This is a genomic window from Phycisphaerales bacterium (assembly GCA_020852515.1).
Taxonomy (GTDB): domain Bacteria; phylum Planctomycetota; class Phycisphaerae; order Phycisphaerales; family UBA5793; genus UBA5793.
In genome coordinates, this window is the sequence record JADZAS010000021.1 from 1 (window position 1) to 20,568 (window position 20,568).

Annotated in this window: 21 protein-coding genes and 1 CRISPR repeat array; of the genes, 8 read left to right on the top strand and 13 right to left on the bottom strand. The window is 64.1% G+C overall.

What is annotated here, in order from left to right; translation table 11 throughout:
- From IT430_14155 to IT430_14200, 10 genes are all read right to left on the bottom strand, one after another.
- Positions 1 to 624: DEAD/DEAH box helicase family protein (locus tag IT430_14155; GenBank protein ID MCC6909082.1), on the bottom strand; the 624-nt coding region annotated here is incomplete at its 3' end.
- The gene (locus tag IT430_14160; protein MCC6909083.1) at positions 621 to 935 is read right to left on the bottom strand and encodes a hypothetical protein; all 315 of its coding nucleotides are present in this window, start codon (positions 933 to 935) and stop codon (positions 621 to 623) included. The genes IT430_14155 and IT430_14160, both read right to left, overlap by 4 nt.
- Complete coding sequence (locus tag IT430_14165; protein ID MCC6909084.1) at positions 932 to 1,399, bottom strand: DUF669 domain-containing protein; 468 nt, start codon at positions 1,397 to 1,399, stop codon at positions 932 to 934. The genes IT430_14160 and IT430_14165 overlap by 4 nt, the downstream gene beginning before the upstream one ends.
- A gap of 6 nt (positions 1,400 to 1,405) precedes the next feature.
- The gene (locus IT430_14170) at positions 1,406 to 2,197 is read right to left on the bottom strand and encodes an ATP-binding protein (GenBank protein MCC6909085.1); all 792 of its coding nucleotides are present in this window, start codon (positions 2,195 to 2,197) and stop codon (positions 1,406 to 1,408) included.
- A 26-nt stretch (positions 2,198 to 2,223) separates the two neighbouring features.
- Complete coding sequence (locus IT430_14175) at positions 2,224 to 2,544, bottom strand: hypothetical protein (protein MCC6909086.1); 321 nt, start codon at positions 2,542 to 2,544, stop codon at positions 2,224 to 2,226.
- Positions 2,545 to 2,640: 96 nt separating this feature from the next.
- Complete coding sequence (locus IT430_14180) at positions 2,641 to 3,240, bottom strand: hypothetical protein (GenBank protein ID MCC6909087.1); 600 nt, start codon at positions 3,238 to 3,240, stop codon at positions 2,641 to 2,643.
- A 218-nt stretch (positions 3,241 to 3,458) separates the two neighbouring features.
- Positions 3,459 to 4,427, bottom strand: a complete 969-nt coding sequence (locus tag IT430_14185; GenBank protein ID MCC6909088.1) for a hypothetical protein — start codon at positions 4,425 to 4,427, stop codon at positions 3,459 to 3,461.
- Entirely contained in the window at positions 4,414 to 5,592 is a 1,179-nt protein-coding gene (locus tag IT430_14190; protein ID MCC6909089.1) for a hypothetical protein, read from the bottom strand. Before IT430_14190 ends, IT430_14185 begins: the two co-directional genes overlap by 14 nt.
- A 66-nt stretch (positions 5,593 to 5,658) precedes the next feature.
- On the bottom strand, positions 5,659 to 6,366 hold the full coding sequence (locus IT430_14195; GenBank protein MCC6909090.1) for an ImmA/IrrE family metallo-endopeptidase: 708 nt from the start codon (positions 6,364 to 6,366) through the stop codon (positions 5,659 to 5,661).
- Complete coding sequence (locus IT430_14200; GenBank protein MCC6909091.1) at positions 6,363 to 6,731, bottom strand: helix-turn-helix transcriptional regulator; 369 nt, start codon at positions 6,729 to 6,731, stop codon at positions 6,363 to 6,365. Before IT430_14200 ends, IT430_14195 begins: the two co-directional genes overlap by 4 nt.
- 186 nt (positions 6,732 to 6,917) lie before the next feature.
- On the opposite strand from IT430_14200, the gene IT430_14205 reads away from it, so the two are divergent.
- From IT430_14205 to cas2e, 7 genes are all read left to right on the top strand, one after another.
- Positions 6,918 to 8,363: a type I-E CRISPR-associated protein Cse1/CasA gene (locus IT430_14205; GenBank protein ID MCC6909092.1), complete on the top strand. Its 1,446-nt coding sequence runs from the start codon at positions 6,918 to 6,920 to the stop codon at positions 8,361 to 8,363.
- A complete protein-coding gene (locus IT430_14210) occupies positions 8,360 to 8,938 on the top strand; it encodes a type I-E CRISPR-associated protein Cse2/CasB (GenBank protein MCC6909093.1) in 579 nt (192 codons plus the stop codon). The genes IT430_14205 and IT430_14210 overlap by 4 nt, the downstream gene beginning before the upstream one ends.
- A 20-nt stretch (positions 8,939 to 8,958) precedes the next feature.
- Complete coding sequence (cas7e, locus tag IT430_14215) at positions 8,959 to 10,131, top strand: type I-E CRISPR-associated protein Cas7/Cse4/CasC (protein ID MCC6909094.1); 1,173 nt, start codon at positions 8,959 to 8,961, stop codon at positions 10,129 to 10,131.
- Positions 10,128 to 11,252: a type I-E CRISPR-associated protein Cas5/CasD gene (gene cas5e, locus IT430_14220; protein MCC6909095.1), complete on the top strand. Its 1,125-nt coding sequence runs from the start codon at positions 10,128 to 10,130 to the stop codon at positions 11,250 to 11,252. The genes cas7e and cas5e overlap by 4 nt, the downstream gene beginning before the upstream one ends.
- Positions 11,249 to 11,986 carry a type I-E CRISPR-associated protein Cas6/Cse3/CasE gene (gene cas6e / locus IT430_14225; GenBank protein ID MCC6909096.1) on the top strand — a complete coding sequence of 246 codons (738 nt, stop codon included), beginning with the start codon at positions 11,249 to 11,251 and terminating at the stop codon, positions 11,984 to 11,986. The genes cas5e and cas6e overlap by 4 nt, the downstream gene beginning before the upstream one ends.
- Before the next feature lie 104 nt (positions 11,987 to 12,090).
- Positions 12,091 to 13,044 carry a type I-E CRISPR-associated endonuclease Cas1 gene (gene cas1e, locus IT430_14230; protein ID MCC6909097.1) on the top strand — a complete coding sequence of 318 codons (954 nt, stop codon included), beginning with the start codon at positions 12,091 to 12,093 and terminating at the stop codon, positions 13,042 to 13,044.
- Positions 13,041 to 13,328 (top strand): type I-E CRISPR-associated endoribonuclease Cas2, encoded by a 288-nt coding sequence (cas2e, locus tag IT430_14235; protein ID MCC6909098.1) that lies wholly within the window; start codon positions 13,041 to 13,043, stop codon positions 13,326 to 13,328. Before cas1e ends, cas2e begins: the two co-directional genes overlap by 4 nt.
- A gap of 8 nt (positions 13,329 to 13,336) precedes the next feature.
- A CRISPR array of direct repeats spans positions 13,337 to 15,382; the repeat unit is 28 nt; unit sequence GATGTCCCCACGCACGTGGGGGTGAACC.
- 24 nt (positions 15,383 to 15,406) lie between these two features.
- Here cas2e and IT430_14240 read toward each other — a convergent pair.
- From IT430_14240 to IT430_14250, 3 genes are read right to left on the bottom strand one after another with little or no spacing between them, the layout of a single operon-like run.
- Positions 15,407 to 15,811, bottom strand: a complete 405-nt coding sequence (locus tag IT430_14240) for a hypothetical protein (GenBank protein ID MCC6909099.1) — start codon at positions 15,809 to 15,811, stop codon at positions 15,407 to 15,409.
- Entirely contained in the window at positions 15,808 to 17,400 is a 1,593-nt protein-coding gene (locus IT430_14245; GenBank protein ID MCC6909100.1) for a recombinase family protein, read from the bottom strand. The genes IT430_14240 and IT430_14245 overlap by 4 nt, the downstream gene beginning before the upstream one ends.
- Complete coding sequence (locus IT430_14250) at positions 17,397 to 17,903, bottom strand: DUF2924 domain-containing protein (GenBank protein MCC6909101.1); 507 nt, start codon at positions 17,901 to 17,903, stop codon at positions 17,397 to 17,399. Before IT430_14250 ends, IT430_14245 begins: the two co-directional genes overlap by 4 nt.
- Before the next feature lie 418 nt (positions 17,904 to 18,321).
- On the opposite strand from IT430_14250, the gene rmuC reads away from it, so the two are divergent.
- Positions 18,322 to 19,992, top strand: a complete 1,671-nt coding sequence (gene rmuC / locus IT430_14255; GenBank protein ID MCC6909102.1) for a DNA recombination protein RmuC — start codon at positions 18,322 to 18,324, stop codon at positions 19,990 to 19,992.
- Positions 19,993 to 20,568 lie beyond the last annotated feature (576 nt).

Below are 20,568 nucleotides of genomic sequence, written 5' to 3' on the forward strand. Positions count from 1 at the left end.
GTGCAATCCGCTCATGTCGGCCCGCGCGACGCCGGCCTTGGTGCGCAGCGGGCAGAGGTAGCCCTGCACGATCAGTTCGCGCACGCCGACTTCGTAGCAGATGTGGTTGAGGATGTTGTCCGGCCCGCAGATCATGCCCGTCTTGAGGCGGAACGGCGTGGCCGTCAAGCCGACGACCCGCACCTCGGGATTGACGGCTTTGGCGTCGGCGATGAAGGTGCGATACATCCCGTCGCCTTCGGCCGGGATCATGTGGGCTTCGTCCACGATGATGAGATTGACGGGGCCGAGATTGCAGGCCCGTTGATAGATGCTCTGAATCCCGGCGATGGTGACGGCGCAATCCAGTTCGCGGCGCTTCAGAGAGGCGGAGTACAAGCCGACGGGCAGATCGGGTGCGATGCTGCGGAGTTTGTCGAGCGCCTGCTCAAGGAGTTCCTTGACATGCGCCAAGATCAGCACTCGTCCGTTCCACAGGCTCACGGCGTCGCGACAGATCGTCGCCATCACGGGCGTCTTGCCGCCAGCGGTCGGGATCACGATGCAAGGGTTGTCATCGCGGATGCGCAGGTGGTGATACACCGCCTCGACGGCCTCGCGCTGATACGGCCGCAACTCCATCACGCCAGCGCCTCCTGCGCGGCGCGGACCGAGGCGGACAGGGCCGGCAGATCTTCGGCAGCAAGACAGATCATGCATTTGGATCGGCGGCGACGGAAGAGGACCACCGGTACGCGTGAACCCGCGGACTTCTGGAGCCGTTTCCATACAGTCCAGAACTGCGGGCACGGCGCCTGGAGTTCCTCGGCATGCACGCCAGGAAGGCATGCATCACGATCATCGAGCGCCAGCGACGCCGCCGCGTCGCGCGAAGTGGTGGACACCTCGCGCAACACGGCAGAGCCGTTCGAACTGGTGGCGGTTGCGGGCGTCATTTCCTCGCCCACGGAGGTGTGCTGCCGGGTCCGTTCACGACTGGGGCGCCAGCGGCGCCCGGACCGGAGTCGCGCTTCGAGTAGGACTTGACCACGTTTGTCAGTTCGCCCGTGTCATCGCGCTTCTTCAAACCGACGGTGACCATCAGCGGGAGGTTGTGCAGTTCCGCCGAGTCCTTGGGCGCCATGACGCCGACCGCGTGGCAGACGGCCGAGAGCGTGCCCTTGGCGATCTCGACGGTCTGCTGGTTGGAATGCTTGATGACGAGGCGGTCCCAGACCTTGCGCCCCTTGTGGGGACCGTCGAGAATGTCCAGTTCAAACTGGAGGTATTCGCCCTTCCCATTGCGGGTAGGCTTCATCTCCGAGGCTGTGATGATCGCCAGGTACTTCCCGGCGGGAATGGGATCAAAACCGGGGTTTGGATCAACTTCGTTCGCGTCGAATCCGTTGAGATTGGCCATGATGGGTCAGTTTCCTTTCGGTTCAGAAGAAGTGGGTGATTCGGCAGAGATGAGCGGGTTCTCGCCGCGCACAAACGCGGCGTAAATGCGGTAATCGAGCGGGATCTCGTCGGGGAGATTGAGGCGGTTCTTGGCGACGTGCGCCGGCCGCTCGGTCGTGCGGATGATGCGCTCGCCCGTGCCGATGCCCTGCGTGCGCTTGCGGTCGAAGCCTTCACTCGTCGTCTTCGTGAGCACGCGGTAGGTCGCGAAGAAGACCTCGTCGCACCACTCCTGGATCAGCGCCGACGCCTGCTTCTGGAGGCGCGGCACATAGCGGTCGTAGGAATCGGTTTCGGGATTGTTGAACTTCTCGATGGCCGCGTGTGCGATGAGAATCACCGACATGCCGCGGTGCGCTCGCAGCGCGTCGAGCCCGGCGAGCACTTCGCGCCATTGAGTCAGGGCGAAGACGTAGCCCTTCGCGTAGCCGATGTCTTCGATCGACTCGACGCCGCGCTGGGCGCAGACCTCGGCGAAGATGAGCCGCTCGAGCCAGTCGAGCGAGTCGATGACGATGGTCAGGTACTCATGCGGCTCGGAGTAGAGGACGGCGAGCGAGTTGAGCACTGCTCTGTACTCTTTCGCGAGTGGAAATCGATCGACGCCGAGGTCGTTGACACCCTCTTCAGTCTGAATGAAGATCGGTTTCTCAGCCATAGCCGCGAAGGTGCTCTTGCCCACGCCGTGGACCCCGAACAGGCCCGTGCGTCGTGGCAGGACGGCCCGACCCTTCTGGATGCTCTGGATTGATGTCATGCGATAAAGACTCCTTTGGATGGGGTTCAGGTGGCGGCGCCGGCAGTGGGGGTGGTCGCGACGCGCGAGTTGATGGGCTGCGAAGTGCGGCGGACCTCGAACGCGTCCTCGCCGAATTCGCGGGTGATGAACGCGGTGAACACGCGCACGATGGCGTCGCCGGCGGCGGTCCGCCCGTCGATCAGAATGACGCGGTGGGGAGCGTCGACGTGGTACGCGACTTCCATCCGCACGCGGGCTTCACCGAACAGGCCTTCGCCGGCGAGAATGGACAAGTGGAGCGTGGCCTCGACCTCGGTCAGATCGACGCCGGCTCGGAATGAGAATCGAAACACGGTGTCGGACATGGGCGTTGCCTCCTGTTGTGGTCCGCCAAACGGCAGGCTGACTGCGCGCGTGGGGGGGTATGGGTTACCTATGCCGTGTGCTAGCGCGTTGCGCGCTCATTGCCCGGAAAGTCGCGGATCTTCGAATTTGCCGCGGATGCGGAGCAGCTCGTTGCCGACCTGGCGGCGGGAGAACGGGAAACCGAGCCGCTCGCTCCATTCGCGGGCGGCGCTGGCCACGCCGTGCTGAGCGACATGCAGGAGGATTTCCCGCTCTTCAGCCGTGAGGCGACTGAGGCCTTCGCGGACCCATTCCTGTTGGAGGAGCAGTTCGAGAGGAGTGAGGCCGTGACAGAAGGTGTGGCGTCGGCCATCGCACTCGCTCAAAATGGCGCTCAGCGAGATTTCATCGCCGCCGCACTCGATCTTCGTGCGCTCGATCGAAACGGTGGGTCGGCCGTTCCACCGCTTCTGGCGGTGCCGGTGGCGCAGTTCCATGCCGATCCAGCTCTTCAGCGCGGTGTTGACGAACGCTTCGATGCTGCCCCGATCCGGGTCGTAGAGGTGGGACTTGCGCCACACGTAGATGTGCATTTCCTGCTCGCATTCGTCGAGGTCCGACTTCGAGAAGTCGGAGCGGCGGCACAGCTGGCGGGCCTTGGATTTGATGAGTTCAGCGGTGGATGGGTGATTGACGACGTCATGGCGGGTGGCCATCGGATTGCTCCGAGGCCGATCGCAGTGCTCCCAGTTCAGTCGCCGTCACGCACGAGGAACCGCGCCGCGACAACATGCCGCGAGAAAACGCAGGTGCGTCCGATGACTGGCTGGTTATGAGCCAACCGGCCTCGGACGCAGCCCGTGCTGTCGCGGCTTTGGAGGGTTGAGCATCGCGGCGGCGATGCCGCCGCGTGCTCTAAGTGACGTTAATGCCGCTATTTGCCGTACTGCGACATTTTCTTTCCCCTGTCGCGAGGTTGCGACGCGACAGTTCTGCCGACTGAAGGCGTGTCTAGAGTCTCGCGGAGTTCACCCGCCTCTTGAGCCTGTTTGACCTTGCGTGCAACTGTCGCAGGATGGATCTTGAAGCCCTCGGCTTTCAGGGCTTCAGCAGTTTGTCGCACCGTTCCATGTGCTTGGTAGGCGGCAACGATCGCTTCGTCGGTGAGCGAAGCGGATTTCTCTGCCTTCACATGGCGCCGAACCACGGAGTTCAGTTCGCGATCAGTCAAAGTGAGACCACCGATGGTGTGAGCGAGCCGATTCGCCTCAGCCACCGTTTCAACCATCGCGACGAGATCCAACTCGATTCCATTGCTCGACAGGGTCGCCACCCTCGTGAGCGGAATCACAGCCGGAACGAGGCCCGGCCACAGGCAGCGTTCGGGAATGAGGTGGGGCACCAGCACGATGTCGCGGCCGTGCGTGCCGACGTGGCACACGACCGACGATGCATCATCATCGATGAGACGGGTGGCGAAGAGCACTTGGCGAGTGCCGTCCTTCCACTTCGTCCGCCCCAGCCGCCAGAGTCGGCCCGGCACCATTGCCTTGGCGCCGTGCAGGCCGATTGACACCGCGATGAGACTGGCCAGCGCCTCGACATCGACCTGCCAACCGCAGCACATCTCGGCCGTCACCTCGACGCGCAGCGATTCGGGGCACGGGATGAAGTAGCGCCGCCTGCCATCTGACTCCTCGAACACGGTCACGGTTTCCGTGTGCGCGTCGAGGCAATTGGGGCACGGCGCCATGAGCCCGCCCGAGGACGGCCGGAGCAGTCGGAGCCGCCGGAACTGATCCAGAGTACCCGGAGGCCAGGTGCGGATTTCGGCGTAATCGAACACGCGGCCGACATCGTCAGCCGCGACGATCAGGAGTTGGAGGATTTCATTCAGCGTCACGGGACACCTCCCACAGGCGCAGGCAGCGCACGCCGACGACGCGCTGCTCTTCAGGCTTGTGCGTGATATCAGACGAATTGGGGGCGGTGACGTTGAAGGTCATCGTCTTCTGCCGTCCCTTGCCGTCGTGAAGGAACTTGAGCGAGAACGTCGCCTGCGTCACCCGCGTCCCTTCGGCGGGGATGTTCCTGATGTGACGTTCGATCTTCCGGTAGATGTCGTTCGGCGCCGCCTTGGCGTCCGCCTTGACTTCGATCCAGCCGCCGCTGCCGCGAGGCGAGAAGCGCAGTCGTGTGATCCGAGCCTCTTCGACGAGATCAGCGGGGTCCGTCGGAAGCGCGAAGTTCGGATTGAGCAGGTGATCGAGGTGGTACGTCGGGCGGATGGGCTCGGCCGGATCGACCTCCTCATTGAGAACGGCGCGGCAGAACGCGACCTGGAGCGGTCCCCACACGCGCTGGCCGCCCTGCGCGAACAGTTCCATCGAACCTTCATCGCGGTTGTAGACCATCACGACTTCGAACGCGAACCGGTCGGACCGGACCGTGGGCTCGTCACTGTCCTCGTCGAACACCAGGTGCCGGTCCGGGTAGTCGTCGAGGTACGCGAAGAAGTAGTCGGCGTTGCCCGCTCGCACGTAGTGCTCGACTTTGCACTGTCGGCCGCGAAGTTGGAGCGGACCGTAGAATGCGGTGAGCGCCGCGGCCAGCGCCTCTCGCACCGCGTCGTCAACCTTGAGTTCGATCTGCGGCAGCCCGTTGCGCTTGATCCAGTACCGGCCGGTGGAGAGAGCATCGGCCCGGGCGAAGACCGCCGCCCGTTCGAACGCCTCGGGCATGTTGAGGAAGACCCACATGGCCTTGTCGTGCCGGCTCACCTGCGCGCGGTACTCCTCGACGCGCTCGGGCCGCCAGAGAATCTCCTCGGCGAGAACCGCCAGGCCGCGGTGGTCGGCGAGTTCATTGATGTCGCGCATGATGAGTTTGATCTCCTGCTGGTTGGCGTGCGGCAGCGCGAGCCACGCCTGGAAAACAGGCTCGATCTTGTGCTCCGTGAGTTCACCCCACGGCACGTTGATGAGTTCGCCTCGTCGGGTGAAGAACTCGCGGAGCAGGGGGTTGGCGATGTGCTTGAGCACCTTGCGGGGGTCGAATGACTTGGCCATGACGAGAGGTCCTTTCTGTCCCGTGGACAGTAAACGAAACGGGCAAATAGAAAAGGGCGCGTGCCCTCATCCGAAGAGCCCGGGTTGGTACTCCTTAACAAGCAGTTCCAGTGCTTCGAGTCGGATTCGCATCGCCTGCGCCGATGCGGCGAAATCGTCGGCGAGCGGGCGGCAGAACCGTTCGAATGCGATCTGTTGCTCGAGTTCTGACGAGGTGGAAGCGTTCAGACCCAGGTCCGCCAGCGAAACCGGGTCGTCGTTTCCTCTCCATTGACGCCACGCGATTCGCAGCAGGTCACGCGGCATGAGCAGGCAGCCGGCGAAGTGGTTGGCCTGCCACTCCTCCGGCGCCGTGTCGCCGTCGCGGCAAACAAACGCCGGTTCGCCGTTCGCGTTGAAAAACATCGCCTGGGCCGGATCGCGGCGGAGGTGCTCGCGATGCAACCGCCAGTGGCCCACTTCGTGCGCGATCGTGAAGTTGTAGCGACCGAGCATTTCAGGATGCAGGACGGGATCGAGCGACGAATCCACGCGAATCGCTCCATCGCCGAACCAGATGGCGCCGAGCACGTCGTGGCCGCCGAATCGCTTGCGCAGATCTTCGACCTGAAACGGCAGTCGGAGGTGGCACTCCACGAGATCTTCGAGCGGGATCGGGACAGATACCTTGTGCCCCTTCTCGCTCCATTCGCGGAGCAGAAGTTCGGCCTCGCTCTCGATCTGACGTTCGTGCAGGTACGGGACTCTGAACTGGTTCGTGGAGACTCGACTCACGGTGCATCGTCCTCCTGGCTCTGGCGCTTCGCGTCCTCGATGAGGCGCTTGAGTTTCTCGGCCGACAAACCCCTCGCGGCCCGGAGCAGGGCCGGCATCAGGTCGGGTCGATCGAGAATGATCTCCTTTGACTCTTCGGACACTCGCCCGGCGAGCGCGATCCACTGTTCGGGGTCGGCACCGAGCAGTTCAGCCATCTTCTTCACCCGATCCGCCGCTGGTGGATAGTCGGCATTCCCCGTCTCCACGAGCGAGAGGTAGGTTGGGCTGACGCCGATCATCTCCGCGAACCGGCGCAGGGAGTATCCCTTCTCGAGCCGCTTCTCGCGTAGCATGGTGCCGAAGTGGGATGGGGAAGAGGTCATCCGGGTGAGGTGCTTGACCTGGGCGGGGCGATGCGTTTAGTATATCCTGGACATAACCGGCGGGTCAATTGGCTGTCCAACGTCCGCCAGAGAAGCCTCGCGGCTGAGCAGTCATGAAGGTTGCGCCTGGTCGCGATGAATCGGCGTGACTGAACGAATTGCCTAAGAGCGTAGGAGCGGCCTTCGATGAGCCCGACCGATCCCTCCGCAACCTTCAACCTGATCGAGGCGCGTTGGATTCCCGTCCTTCGGACCAACGGCCAGTTCGAGCGGGTGGGTATTCGCATGGCACTGATGGAGGCGGGATCGATTCGCCAGATTGCGGCGAGCAACCCGATGGACAACGTGTCGCTGCTGCGGTTCCTGCTTGCGGTGCTGCTGTGGTGCCGGCCGGGGCTCGATGAGGCGGAGCGGCGCGGGCTGGACGGGGCGACGAGAATCCCCGAGGGCTGGCTGAAAAAACTCGTGGGGCAGCAGCCGGAGCCGGCATTCAATCTGCTCGGCGACGGAGTTCGGTTTTACCAGGATTCATCGCTGAAGGGCAAGGAACCTCGGCCGATCGCAGATCTACTCGGGGAGTTTCCGGGCGCGGACTCTGTCAACCACATGCGTCATGTCGTGCATGACGGTTCCTACGGCTTCTGTCCAGCGTGTTGTGCGCTCGGGATTCTGCGACTGTCCGTATGGGCGCCCGCGAATCGCTTCTACCCGGCCTCGGTCAACCCAAGTTCTGCCGCATATGCGGTCGTAGAGGGAAAGGACCTTCTTACGACCATGATCGTTAACCTACCGCATGACGCGACTCATTCCGGTGAGGCGCCGTGGCTAACGGACCAACCCCCAGATCCCCAGGGCGCTATAGCCTGCTTGGCGTGGCGACCTCGCAGGCTGTGGCTGAATGTCGCGGACGGGCGAGGAGCATGCGCCAACTGTGGCCAACCCGGAGTGCTGGTCGAGAGTCTGTGCAACGACGGGGGCTGGCCTACGCCGAAGACGGAGGGCCGGTTGAAGAAGTTCTGGGAACTCGATCCTCACCTTCTGATTGACGGCGAACCGGCATCGCTGCCGGGCTTAGGGGCGAGCGCTGCGGTTCACGCTTCGCGATTCTGGCGCGATGCCGTCCGATTGAGCGCTGGCCTGAAGGGCCGAGTCGTAGCGGTCGGTCCCGTCGTCAACAAGTTCGTCTTTCAGGACGCTGCCCGTGTCGTTTTCCCACGCCTGCGGGCACAGTCGCGCGTTGAATTCAGTCAGAAAGTCAACGAGAAACTGAGGGGAGTGCTCCGGAAGGCAACACCGAACGCCGACCGCCAACATCCGCAGATGCACGCCGCTGTGACCATGCTGACTCCAGATGCCGAAGCGCGGGTCTTTGCAGTGCTGCAGGCGCCCGACCCCGGCGCGGACGAAGGATTACTGTTGTTGCACAATGTGTATGGTCCTCTTGTCGAGCGAGTAGTGTCCTCGACTGCTCGCGGTTCGCCGCTTCGGCGGCGTGAAGCCGTCAGTCGGGCACTGGCCGCTCTTGACCGAGTGCTGCGTACTGCCGCCGCGCGCCCGGCGGGGCAGAAAAAGTCCGCACCCAACGCGGCCAAGCCGAATCGCTCGCGAAGGAAGAAGGGGGCTGCGTCGTGAGTCAGGCGACCGCCTTCATCCAGCGTCTCGAAGGGCTCAAGGCGGGTGAGCGGTCGCGCCTGCGCTCGCTGGCCGGGATGCCGCTCGACGCGCGGCTTGACGGCTTTGACCTGTTCACGGGCCTGTGGTGGCCGCTGCGCGCGACAAACAAGGCCGCTCCCCGCCGCGAGACGAGCTGGTTGGTCGCCAAACTCCACGGCGCGTTCGGCTCAGCCGTGCCGCACTTCGTGCCGACAGGCGAGAGGCAAGGGCGGGCGCTCCCTGCGATCCTCGGCGTCTGCGAGCCGTACGACCCGCCAGACTGCAAGGCGCACGAGCGATTCCGGACGCGCTTCGATGCCCTGCTCTGCTCGCCTCTGCCCGCGATCGAGCCTCATCTTCGTTGGGCCTTGGATGTGGTCGCCAAGGCGTGCGACGGGCGCGTGCCATACGCGAATGGCGTCAAGGGCATCGATTGGGCGAGGTTGCTCGACGACCTTTCCATCTGGGACCGCGGCGAGGCGCACGCACGGCGGCGCGACGTGCGGGATGAATGGGCCGAGGCGTACCTAGACCGGGTCCGGAACGTTGGCTGATCGACCCCAAGGAGGATGACATGCTGATCGAAATCCACATGATCCAGAACCACAGCCCCGCGAACCTCAACCGCGACGACCTCGGCGCGCCCAAGACCTGCCTCTTCGGCGGCGTCACGCGGGCGCGCATCTCCAGCCAGTGCCTCAAGCGCAGCATTCGGCGGAGCGATCAGTTCGCCGCGGCGCTGGAGCGCGATGGCGGCGTGCGGACGCGCCGATTGATCGAGCAGATCGCCCAAGCCGCGGCAGGGAATGGCAATCAGCCCGCCGATAAGCACCTCAAGGCCATCCGCAAGGTCTTCGATGATGGCGGCGTCCCCTTGGACAAGGGCGACGGGTACAGATTTGACATTCTCTTCTTCCTGCCTCAATCCGCCATCAACGAGATGGGCCTTGCCGTGAGGGCCGGAAACGGTGATCTGGGCGAGCAGTTCGCCGGGATCATTGCCAAGTTTGTCAAAACGCCGGACATCGCCCTCTGCGGCCGCATGACGGAGTTTGATGCCAAGGGTCCGTTCGCTGATCTGAAGGGCAGGTTTGCCGTCGAGGCCGCGCTCTCCTCGGCGCATGCCATCTCCACACACGAGGTCGTGAACGAGGTCGATTACTTCACGGCGGCCGACGACATCCCGGGTTCTGACGCCGGCGCTGCGCACGTCAACGAATCCGTGTTCAACTCCGCCTGCTTCTACAAGCATTTCTGCATCGACTGGGACCAGCTGCTCACGAACCTCGGCGGAGACGCTGACCTCGCCACGCTGACGGTCAGGTGCTTCCTCGAAGCCGCAGCCTCGGCCGTGCCGTCGGGCAAGCAGCACGCCTACGCGGCTTTCAACCACCCCGACGGCATCCTCGTCGAGGTGAAGGCCGATTCACGCACGCGCGTCAGTTATGCGAATGCCTTCGCGAGGCCCGTCGTCGCGAGCGCGCAGCAGGGCCTGATCGAGGGAAGCATCGCGCGCCTCGGACAGCATGTCCACGAGATGGTGGAGGGCTACGGCATCGAAGCCGATCGGTTCTGGTTCTCGCCAGGCCGGCGGCACGCCCTGATGTGGGTCGATCGCAACGAGCAGCGCGAAGCGCACAAGGAGCAGCCGGTCGTGGGCGGTCAGCAGTTTGTGGGCAGGCTCGATGACCTCGTGCAGGGCGTCATGGGCGTGGTCTCGCGGGCAACGGCAGGAGCCGCGTCGTGACCGCGGCAGGAACGAACACGCTCTTCCTGCGCCTCGAAGGCCCGCTCCAGTCATGGGGCGACACGTCCAAGTTCGTCATCCGGCGGAGCATGGAGGCGCCGACAAAGTCCGGCGTGTTGGGGCTGGTCTGCTGCGCCATGGGCCTATTGCGCGCCAAAGCGCGGGAGCGGCTTCCGGAACTCAACACGCTGGCCATGGGCGTGCGGATCGACCGCCCCGGCACGCGCTGGTGGGATTATCACACCGTCGGGGCCGACGTCGGCATGACGACGGCCGGAGGCGGCATCAAGACCGGCGCCCAGGGCACGCTCATCACGCGCCGCGAGTACCTCGCCGACGCGAGTTTCCTCGTCGCGCTCCGGGGCGAGGCGGAACTGATCCAGCGCGTCGCCGGTGCGCTGGCCGCGCCGGTCTGGCCCGTGTTCCTGGGCCGAAAGTCATGCCCGCCAGGGCTTCCAGTGCTAGCGACTCCGCGCGAGGGCGATGGCTGGCGCAACCCTTCGACGCATGCCTCGCTCGCCGATGCGCTGGCTTCGGTGTCGTGGTCGTCACGCTGCGAGGGCGATCCCGTGCCCAGGGAGGTTGGGACGCTCATCGAGTGGTGCGGCGACGGAGAGGAGGACATCGCGCCCGAGGATGCCGAAGTCTGGTACGACTCGCCCGTTTCCTTCGAGCCGCCCGTCCACGAGCCGCGACTTGTGATGCGGGGCACGGTCGCCGTGACGGCCGGGAAGCCGATGCACGACCGCCCCCCGGGACCGGCGCGTCCTCGCGCCGACTACACCAACGCCGAGTACCGGGCGCGCCGCGCCGCACGGCTCGAATCTGACCACGGCCTGTGCGTCTTCTGCAAGTCGTCCGCCACGACCGTTCAGCACGTCACATACCGCCGCGCCGGAGGCGACGAAGCGCACGACGACCTGCGCGCCCTCTGCCGCCTCTGCCACGACGCGGTGACCATGATCGAGTACGGACATGGAATGGGCCTCGACCGCATCGACCCCTGTGATAAGCGCTGGCGCGACGAGATCCTCCGCACGCGTTCGGAGATTGTGCGATTCCGTTCGCTGGAGATGCGCCGCCGCCACCTTGCCTCGCAGGCGCCGGAGGAGGTCGAGTGAGCATGTTCATCTCCTGTCTCTTGGTTGACACCGGCGCCAACGTGGACCGCCCGCGCCCGGGTCGGCTCTGGCTCAGGAACGTGTACCGGGTGCATCAGCGGCTGTGCATGGGGTTCCCGACTGCGGTGAGGTTCGGCGCTGACGCGGATTTCCTACTTCCGTTCAAGCCCGACGATTTCGGCCCCGGGCACGTCCGCGTGCCGAGAACGCGGCAGGCGGGATTCCTGTTCCGAGTCGATCCTCTCCAGCGCGGCCGCGCGGTGATCCTCGTGCAGTCGGCTGATGAGCCGGATTGGGGCTACGCGTTCCGCAACGCGGGACACCTGCTCGCCGCCGACCCCGCGGTGCGGGCGTGGGACCCGTCGTTCGCGGCGGGAGAGCGATGGCGCTTCCGCCTCCGCGCAAACGCGGTCCGCCGCATCGCGCCGGTGGAGCCGGGCCGCGACGGACCACGCGTGCCGGTGCCTCCCACGGAGGAGCGCCTGCGGGAGTGGCTGGTGCGCCGCGCATCTCGCGCCGGCTTCGGTTTGGAGGCGCTCGAAGCGATGGTCCCGGGCTACGTCTACATGAGCAAGTCGGTGATGCGCGGCTCGGGATTGAGGTTGCGTTCGGTATTGTACGAGGGGACGTTGCGAATCGTGGATCCGGGCGCTCTCTCGAGCGCTCTCGCCTCCGGAATCGGCCCCGCCAAAGCCTTCGGCTTCGGCCTGCTGTCGATCGCTCCAGTCCGATAGATCATCAGACCCACGAAACTCCCCTCCAAAAGGGGCCGATCTTTGACAAGTGAATACCTTGGCGGTTCGTCGGCACCGGTTTCGCCTGGCAAGGAGCACTCGGCATGAAGACGAGCCTCCACGAGATCGGTCGATTCGACGATCGCATGTCCTTCCTGTATGTCGATCGCGCGATCATTCGGCACACCAGCAACGCCATCGCGATCCACGAGTTTGACGGCGTCACCGATGTGCCCATCAGTTCAATTGCAACGCTCATGCTCGGGCCCGGAACCAAGATCACCCACGAGGCGATCAAGGCGCTTGCCGACAACAACTGCCTCGTCATCTGGGCTGGTGAGTTTGGCATTCGCTTCTATGCATGCGGGATGGGCGGTAGCCGGCACAGCCGGAATCTGCTTCGCCAGGCGGCGCTGGCACTCGATGAACGGACCCGCCTTCAGGTCGTCGTGCGGATGTACCTGCGCCGCTTCGCAGACGATGCGATCGATCCCGAGATCACGCTTCAGCAGCTCCGCGGCAAGGAGGGCTTCCGCGTGCGCCAGGCATACGCGGACGCGTCGAAAGCGACAGGCGTGCCGTGGGATGGGCGCAACTACGCTCGCAAGGACTGGTACGCAGGCGATCCCGTGAATCGCGCCCTCTCGGCCGCCAACGCGTGCCTGTATGGCCTGGTGCATGCGGCGATCATCTCCGCAGGGTACTCGCCCGCGATCGGCTTCATCCACACCGGCAAGCAACTCTCGTTCGTCTACGACATCGCTGATCTCTACAAGGTGGAACTGACGATACCGCTCGCCTTCGAGATGGCCGGCCGTCATACTCAGAACATGGAGCGTGAGATTCGCACCGAAGCAAGGCGCAGATTCCACCGAGCGAAACTCCTCCAGCAGATCCTGCCGGACATCCGTCACTGCCTCGACGTGAAGGCAGAGGAACAGGATGAATTCGCCGACGACCCCGCGCTTCCGGCAGGGCTGTGGGAGCCTGAGTCGTTCACATCAGAAACTCCCATCGGGCAGATACTCGGGCTTCACCATGGAGACGATGCCGCATGATGGTCCTGATCCTTCACAAGATCCGCCCCGGCGTTCGAGGCCGATTGACCCGGTGGCTAATCCAGCCGCAGTCCAATGTGTACGTCGGCCATCCCTCCGCCCGCATCCGCGAGGTGATCTGGAAGCACATCTGCGATGAGATCGACACCAGAGGTGGTTCGGCAGTCCTGATCCACACAGATCCGAGCGAGCAAGGCTACAGGATCGCGACTCGCGGCGAGACGCCCAAGACCACGCGAGACTTCGATGGCCTGATCCTCCCAAAAGCCGCGAAAGCACGCTAGTATTCAGTGATGTCCCCACGCACGTGGGGGTGAACCGGTCGGCAAGCAGGCGGCATTGAAGGCGATCGCGATGTCCCCACGCACGTGGGGGTGAACCGGGGACGATCAGGCTGTTTGCGCGCGAGAGCGAGATGTCCCCACGCACGTGGGGGTGAACCGATCGCGACGCAGGCGATCGGCGATGTGGTGCGGATGTCCCCACGCACGTGGGGGTGAACCGTACAACGGCAACTTCTCCGTCGGCGCTTCGAGATGTCCCCACGCACGTGGGGGTGAACCGCGGCGCTCCATGAACTTGATCATGAGCCGCTGCGATGTCCCCACGCACGTGGGGGTGAACCGTGATCGAAGTACCGCGCGTGCGCTTCGGCGATGATGTCCCCACGCACGTGGGGGTGAACCAGAATGAGCATGAACACATCCGGCCACGCCGGCCGATGTCCCCACGCACGTGGGGGTGAACCGTCGGCGATCATGCGGCGCGGCGTGTCGTTCTCGATGTCCCCACGCACGTGGGGGTGAACCGTCCGCCTGGGGCGTCGCGTGGACGGTGACTGAGATGTCCCCACGCACGTGGGGGTGAACCGGTGTGCTGCGGGCAGAGGGCCATCACGGCGAAGATGTCCCCACGCACGTGGGGGTGAACCGGCCGCCTACAAAGAGGACGGCAGCGTGTCCGTGATGTCCCCACGCACGTGGGGGTGAACCGGAGGCCCCCGATGCCGAGTGACGCAGCGATGAGATGTCCCCACGCACGTGGGGGTGAACCGAGGTTGACGACCTCGAGGGCCCCGTAGCCCCAGATGTCCCCACGCACGTGGGGGTGAACCGGCATCATCGAGCGGCCGCTCGAGCGACCACGGGATGTCCCCACGCACGTGGGGGTGAACCGATCGAAGCGCTCGGGGCCCGGCGGGCGGTGTTGATGTCCCCACGCACGTGGGGGTGAACCGTACGCGCATCTCGTCGAGTTCGGCACGGCCCCGATGTCCCCACGCACGTGGGGGTGAACCGCCATCCTCGACGACCCGCGTTTCCGCCGCGCGGATGTCCCCACGCACGTGGGGGTGAACCGAGCGCGTCCGCCTCGGCCTGGCTGTCCGGGGCCGATGTCCCCACGCACGTGGGGGTGAACCGGCGCATGGACGCGTGGCCATCAGTTTACAGAAGATGTCCCCACGCACGTGGGGGTGAACCGGACGAGACGACGGTGATTCGTCAGCCGCGCACGATGTCCCCACGCACGTGGGGGTGAACCGTCTCGCCAGGAGTGCGTCAACGATCTGCACGGGATGTCCCCACGCACGTGGGGGTGAACCGAACGGCTCGGCTCGCGCAAGGTGGACGAGATCGATGTCCCCACGCACGTGGGGGTGAACCGTTGAACCGCAGGCTGCCCCAACGGACGCGAATGATGTCCCCACGCACGTGGGGGTGAACCGTTCTGGGTCCAGGTCATCAACGGCAAGGTGGTGATGTCCCCATGCACGTGGGGGTGAACCGTTCTGGGTCCAGGTCATCAACGGCAAGGTGGTGATGTCCCCACGCGCGTGGGGGTGAACCGTGGGCCTCGCTGTACGGCGCAGTCGGGACGGTGATGTCCCCACGCACGTGGGGGTGAACCGTATGAGCAAGCCACCGTCTCAATCACCGTAGAGGATGTCCCCACGCACGTGGGGGTGAACCATCCTCACGCACCGGCCGGATGAACTCGTCGATGATTTCCCCACGCACGTGGGGGTGAACCGTACCTCGCAATCTTCGGCGACAGCATCCTCAAGATTTCCCCACGCACGTGGGGGTGAACCGGTGTATGCCTTCCCGTGGTAAGATTCATTCAGAGATTTCCCCACGCACGTGGGGGTGAACCGATCGCCACGCTGTCGGCGTCGAGGCTCGGGTTGATTTCCCCACGCACGTGGGGGTGAACCGACATCGGCGGTGTAGTGGAGCGTGTGGGGGTGAGATTTCCCCACGCACGTGGGGGTGAACCGCCAGGCCGAACCAGTCCCTAGTGCCTGTGAGGATTTCCCCACGCACGTGGGGGGAGAACCCGGCCGAGCGCATCCCTCGCGCCATCAACTCGACCGGAATCCTTGTGCAGTTCCTCGCCACGCACTGCGCTGAGCAGCCCAAGTTGGCACTTGCAGAACCGGCCGGACCTCACGCTCTGTGATCGGGTCGCGCCCCTCCGTCACCTCCGGCAGGTGCAATATCTCCTCCTGAATGTCCGGCGCCAGGTTGAGCAGGTTCATAATCTGCGTCATCCGCGGCTGGGTGACGTGGGCGAGGCGGGCGAGTTCGGACTGATTGGCGACGACGCCGTCCTGGATCAACTGGTCGAAGCGGATCGCTAGAGCCATCAGTTTGGAGATGCGCGGGATGCGGCCCTTCGGCGCCGACTTCGACGGCGCCGGGCCGGCGATGGCGCGCTTGCGGTTGCCCTTGACGGCGAAGTGAATCTCGCGAGTGACCGTGGTCATGCGGCTTGCTCCTTGCGGCGGCGAGCGAGCGCTCCGATGCTGGTGGGGCGGAAGGTGACTGACACGCTTCCAGCCTTTGCGTCGTACTCGACGGTGGAGATCAGCAGGTTGAGCACTCGTGCCTGCTCGCGTGGGCTCAGGTCGTTCCAGAGCCCGTCGAAGTCGGCGAAGGCAGCCTCGGCCTCGGCGCGCGTGATGGTCTCGCGTTCGAGTTCGGTAATGCGGGCATCCAGTTCCCGCAGCCGCTGGTCTCCGCTGCGGATGCGATCATTGAGGTCGGCGGTTCGAGCCGTGGTCTCGCGGTCCGTTCGGCCATCCTTGACGAGCCGCCGCAGTTCCTGATGCTGGCGGCGGAGTTCGGCCTTGATGTTGTCTCGCTCGTTCGTGAGCGTTGATCGTTCGCCCGCAACGGACGCCTGCGCCCCAGCCAGAACCTCGGCGACGAGCGCCTTGTCAGTTGCCAATGCTCGCACTTCATCGACGACGACGCGCTCGATCTCCGCCGCTGGTAGGGTGCCCGACTCGCACACGTGCGCGCCGCTCTTGATCGCCCGCACGCAGCGGTAATAGCGGTAGAACCGCCCCTTGCGGCCGCTGCTGAACGTGTGCGTCATGGCGTAGCCGCATCCCTTGCACTTGAGCAGGCCGCGCAGCAGTGCCCCGTACTTGTTGCGGACTTCGGCCCCACCGGTGCGGGCGTTCGTCCTGAGCAGCGACTGGACCTGGTCGAACATCTCCTGCCCGATGATCGCCTCGTGCTCGCCTTCATAGGCCTCGCCCTTGTAAACGACCTTGCCGGTGAGTATCGGGTTGGTCAGAAGGACATGGAGCGTGGCCTTGTCGAAAGGCCGCCCGCCGAGTTGCTGCCCCTTCTTGGTGAGCCGACGCTTGTTGACCCAGCCTCGCCGGGTGAGTTCGCTCGCCACCGGCTGGAGCGAGCCCTTCTGGAGGTAGAGGGCGAAGATCTCGCGCACCCGCGCCGCCTCCCGGGCGTTGATGACCAGTCGCGGACTCGGGCCGCTGCGATCAACGTCGTAGCCCAGGACCGGAACGCCACCCGCCCATTTGCCCTTGCGTTTCTGGGCGGCCACCTTGTCGCGGATGCGCTCGCCAATGATCTCGCGCTCGAACTGGGCGAAGGACAGGAGGATGTTGAGGGTGAGCCGACCCATGGAATGGGTGGTGTTGAACTGCTGCGTGACGGAGACGAACGAGACGCCGTGCTTCTCGAAGGTCTCCATGATGCGCGAGAAGTCCAGCAGCGAGCGGCTGAGCCGATCGACCTTGTAGACGACGACGCAGTCGATGCCGCCGGACTGGATGTCGCGGAGGAGTCGGGCCAGCGCCGGCCGTTCCATGCTGCCGCCGGAGAAGCCGCCGTCGTCGTATCGCTCGGGCAGACAGGTCCAGCCCTCGGCCTTCTGGCTCGCGATAAATGCTTCAGCCCCCTCGCGCTGGGCGTCGAGCGAGTTGAACTCCTGGTCGAGGCCCTCTTCGCTGGACTTGCGGGTGTAGATGGCGCAGCGAATTCGCCGCGTCTCGGCATTGCCGTTGCCGTTCGCGGCCGCCGTCGTGCGTCGCCGGCTCACTGGCGTGCCTCCAACTGGAAGAAGCGAAAGCCGTTCAGGTGGCTGCCGGTGACCTTCTTGGCGATCGCCGTGAGCGTGCGGTAGCGCTGGCCGTCCCACTCGAACCCCTGCCCGTCGTCGAGCACGACGACGCGGATGGTTCGGCCCTTGTACTTGCGGACGATCGCCGAGCCGGGCGGCGGCAGGCGCGGGTCGCGCGGATCGGCAGTCGAGACCGCACGCGTCGCGGTGGGAGGGGTGTCCGGCTGGGGCGGAATAGTCTGTGTGCGGGGCGCCATGACACGCACCTCCGCGTCGTCGGCCAGTTCGGCCGCTCGGCGGCGGGCACGCTCGGAGAGGTCGCCTTCGGCGTTGGCCTGAATTCGCCAAGCGATCTTGCGGATGAGGTACGCCCGATGTCGGGTGCGGCAGGGCTGTTTGCAGAGTTCCTCGTACCGCTCGACGAGTTCACTCGTGGTCATCCGTTGCAGGGCATCGATCTCGCGTTCAATCGTCGTCGGCACGTGGTGGCTCCTTTCGGACATGGAGACTCGGCCCTAACCGCGGGGCCGGTTCACGACAGTGAGGCGCGATTGCTCGCCGAGTTCAAGTGCGATGTTGCCGGAATCTGCGGATTCCCCGGGGGGCGAAGATGCTCGCGCCCGGGCGGCCCCGACGTACCGGACGAGGCCGCATGCCAGAATGCGGGCGACCTCGGCGCGGCGGTCGGCGGCGGACATGGTGGTGGGATCAGTGATGGCGGGCAAGGCAGGCTCCGGCAGGGCATGATGCGGCGCGCGAAGAGCGCCGTCATGGGTTACCTATGCCGGGAGGATGGGGGCTGCGCACCGACCGCGAGGCTCAGTTTCATGGGGTACACTTGCCGTGGGTGGGAAGAACGCCCACGGGATCTTGAATCTATGCATGGTCGGAAGGATGCGCGTGGTTGAGGCTCTGCTCGTCGTAATCACTGTTCTCGCGCTGGTTCTGTTAGTCATCTGCGTGCTCATCTGGTATCGTACTTCACCAGACGAAGCGCTCGCGACGGCCGTGCGCGACGTTGGCGCCGAGGTCGCACGAGTCGATCGGTCGACTACGGAGGGACTTACCGCCGCGCGCAAGGAGGCCGAGGAGTCGGCACATCGACAGCGCGAGGAGCTGAGCAAGTCGATGGAGCTGTTTCGTTCGGCGATATCGGACACGCTGTCAAAGCTGTCCGATGCACAGAAGGAGCGCCTTGAGGAATTTGGCAAGAGACTAACCGAGAATAGTGAAAAAGGAATCCGGCAGCTCGATGAGATGAGGACTTCCGTTGATGCGCGATTGAAGTCATCGCAGGAGGAAACAGGAAAGCTCCTGGAGAAGGCGCGCGAAGATGCCACAGCCAACACGAAGGCGATGCGCGAAGAGCTGACGACCACTCTAAAGACGGTGACGGACAGCTTGGTCAAGCGGATCGGCGATGCATTCAAAGTTCAGGATGATCGGCTTGACGCATTCTCGCGACGACTTGCGGATCTCATCGAGGCCAGCGACAAACGCGGCGAGACGCTGAAGACGACTCTGGAACAGAGGCTCGACAAGTTGCGTGAGGAGAATTCGCAGAAGCTGGACGAGATGCGAAAGGTGGTCGACGAGAAGCTTCAAGGGACTCTTGAAAGGCGACTGGGAGAGTCCTTCAAGCAGGTCAGCGACCGCCTTGAACAGGTGCACAAGGGATTGGGTGAAATGCAGACGCTGGCAAGTGGCGTCGGCGATCTCAAGCGAGTAATGACCAATGTCAAGACAAGAGGTACGTGGGGCGAGTTCCAGCTTGCCGCGATTCTCGAAGCCATTCTTTCGCCAACTCAATTCGAGGCGAACGTTGCCACGAAGGCTGGAAGCGGAGAACGGGTCGAATTCGCAATTCGCCTTCCTGGACGAGACGGGAGTGACGCATCTGTCGTCTATCTGCCAATCGACGCCAAGTTTCCGAAGGAGCATTATGAGCGCCTGATCGAGGCGCAGGAGTCGGCTGATCCCGACGCTGTGGCCACCGCATCTCGACAGCTGGAGGCGTCGGTGAGAGCGTGCGCAAAGGACATCTGCGAAAAGTACATCAATCCGCCAAATACGACGGACTTTGCGATCATGTTTCTCGCAACAGAAGGGTTGTTTGCTGAAGTCGTGAGGCGAGTCGGTGTCGTCGAGCAGTGTCAGCGCGACTGGCGTGTCACAATCTCTGGCCCGACCACGCTGGCCGCTACTCTCAACTCGCTACAGATGGGATTCCGTACGCTGGCCATTCAGCACCGGTCCAGCGAGGTCTGGAATGTTCTCGGAGCAGTCAAGACCGAGTTTTCGAAGTTTGGCGGAGTGATACAAAAGGTAAAGAAGAAGCTGCAGGAGGCGAGCAACACTGTGGAGGCGGCAGAGAGCCGCACGCGCGTCATGAATCGGAAGCTTCGAGGTGTCGAAGAACTTCCGGCAAGAGAAGCCGCGGGAGTGCTTGAGTTAAGTCCGGAAGACGGTTCGATTGTGGTTGAAGTCGAGTCGGTCGGCGGACCGGAGGTGCCGGACGAATCAACAGGTGTAGAGCCCGACAAGAGTCTCGGATCGCAATGGCCAGAATGACGTTCTTTCAAGCCGAGTGCGTGGATCCGCAAACTGGACACACCTTCACGCTGAGACTCGCGGGCGACGATGCCAATGAGGCTCGAAGTGTTCCAGTTGCATGGGGGTTCGTTGTCTCAACTCCACTGCCCTTCGATCCTGTGACGGCGGGTCCGGTTCGTGGTCGAAGTGCTGTACGGGGCGGTCGATCCGTTCCCTTCTCGGTCGTCGCCAATGCTGCACAGTCCGGCGACCTCAAAGTGATGCTGGCAGTACGCGACTACGACTGCCACCCTGTTGAACGACACTTCCTTCTTTAGCTCTTGTCCGATGTAGCGTACAAGTTTCGGGAGACGCGAGCCGATGGCCTCACTTGGTCAGAGTGGGCTTGTTGGCAGTGGTTGATGGAGGCGCCCATTTTGATCGAAGCCATGCGCCATGAGTTTCAGGCAGAGGGATTCGTGCGTATGGGTGTGCCGAGGCGCCTTGTGCTCATTTTGGAGAAGTACGGGCACTCCGAACGAGCGCTTGATGTTGCAAGGACCTGCCAAACGCTGAATCTGTCGCAGGATGATCTCCAGTACCTCGCCACTAAGG